This window comes from Bacillus sp. UNC437CL72CviS29 (genome assembly GCF_000482345.1).
Taxonomy (GTDB): domain Bacteria; phylum Bacillota; class Bacilli; order Bacillales; family Bacillaceae_G; genus Bacillus_A; species Bacillus_A arachidis.
The window spans coordinates 1-1775 of the sequence record NZ_AXVB01000047.1 but is presented as its reverse complement, the minus strand read 5'-3'; the positions used below and the strand labels follow the sequence as shown (position 1 = coordinate 1775).

General features: G+C 37.2%; 1 protein-coding gene and 1 pseudogene. Both read right to left on the bottom strand.

Annotation, left to right across the window (positions count from 1 at the left end):
• A pseudogene (locus M014_RS27385) lies at positions 1-203 on the bottom strand (ornithine cyclodeaminase family protein); the annotation flags it as partial.
• A 69-nt stretch (positions 204-272) separates the two neighbouring features.
• Positions 273-1403, bottom strand: a complete 1131-nt coding sequence (locus M014_RS0120985) for a site-specific integrase (protein ID WP_026593437.1) — start codon at positions 1401-1403, stop codon at positions 273-275.
• Positions 1404-1775 lie beyond the last annotated feature (372 nt).

Sequence of the window (1775 nt, the reverse complement as noted above, 5' to 3'; positions counted from 1 at the left end):
ATTTCATCAGAGTTTGTCCGGCCTTGTTTATGCCCTAAAATAATATCCCCAAGTTCACTATATATATTTGAAAAGTTCCATTCATTTTTTTCGCTCGCAATCAAGAAATCTCCTGCTTCGTGCTGAACCCCTTCTAATGTATCTACAATAATTTTATCACTGCGCTGTAATGTAGTGAAATCGAGTTCTTGCATATGAGGTTGATCTGCATGAGTATACGTGAATTCACGTAAATGTGGCGCGTTCACTTTATGCGGTCACTTTAACGGTCACTAACTTACGATGACTTTAGCGAGTTCTTCAGCTACAGACTTTTGTATGTCAGGTATGACGTGAATATACGTATTAAGGGTCGTCTGTATATCCGTGTGTCCTAACCTATCCGCAATTAATTTTACGTTTACATTCCGTTGTATAAGAATTGTTGCATGAGTATGCCTCAGGTTATGGAATCGGATAGAAGGGAGACCAAGTTTGTCCGATAAATGATGAAACGTAATACGTAAATTACGTGGAAGAACTGGTTTACCTTCCTGGGTACATACGACCAAATCGAAATCTTGATATTTAGCCCCAGCAAGTAATCGCTCAAGCTCGATCCTGTGTTTACGCTCTTTCAACTCATCAATTAGGTTAGGCGGAACATGAATAGATCGAATACTTGAAGCGTTTTTAGCACCTATTTTAATCTTAGCAGTCCGAGTTACGGTTTGGCGTACGTAAATAATGCCGTTTTCGAAATCGATATCTTGCCAACGTAGTCCTAATATTTCGCCTTGACGCATACCGGTTTGGAGAGCGATTGAAAAAGCGATAAAATGACGCGTTAAAGAATTAAGTTTTTTAGACTCTTGTAAAAAGAAATTTACTTCTTCGACTGTCCACACTTTAATCTCTTTTTTAGGTAACTTTGGAAGAGTAATTCCTATCGTTGGATTCTCTTTAATCAGTTTGAATGTCTTCGCTTTTTTCAATGAAGCACTTACAATACGAAACACTAAATGTACCGTGTAATTTGAATAACGCTTTTCTGATACGAGAGTATTTACGAAGTTTTGTAGTAATATGGGCGTCATTTGCTGTAAGTCTAAATACCCTAACCGCGGTTGTATTATATTCTTGTAATAACCGAAGTTCATTTCGTAAGTTGACTCTTGTATACTAAACTTTCTTTCTTCGAACCATTGGTTCATATAGGTTTCATATGTCATTTTTGATGTGCTAATAAATTCATTATTTAAAACTTCTGCTTTTAGCTTTATCATCTCTTCTTCCGCTTCACGTTTTGAAGAAAATCCCCTACGCCTAATTTGCCTACGCTTACCAGTCAAAGAATCATTCGAAATGTTAAAAACGAAATCCCACTTACCAGTTTGCTTATTTTGTTTAATACTACCATTCATAATCTTATGACCTCCATTTGTAAGTCACAAGATGCAGTATTTATCGTTTATATGTAAATTTTACCGCTAAGGTCACTAAATGTATAGGGGTGGAAAAAGTAGAAAAACGTAAATTTATTATTTTTTTTCTAAAAAAGTGCGCGAGGTTCCAAAGTGATGCGTCAAACGATTTGTAAGGAGTTCACAAGGCATTACACGGAGGTGGAAACGGGTGAGCACAATAAGCGAAAATAGCAACTTAGTATCAATCGAAGCCCAAACGGAATATTCAATTACGAGCGGAAAGCGAGAGACACGTATCTTTCTAAAGATGTATGTCGACGCAGTACACTCCGGTTTAATAGCGGACTTAGGTCCGGAAAGATGGACGAC

What these genes read in the sequence shown, in the direction of transcription:
- M014_RS0120985 (WP_026593437.1), bottom strand. Translation starts at nt 1,403, where the DNA reads ATGAATGGTAGTATTAAACAAAATAAGCAAACTGGTAAGTGGGATTTC.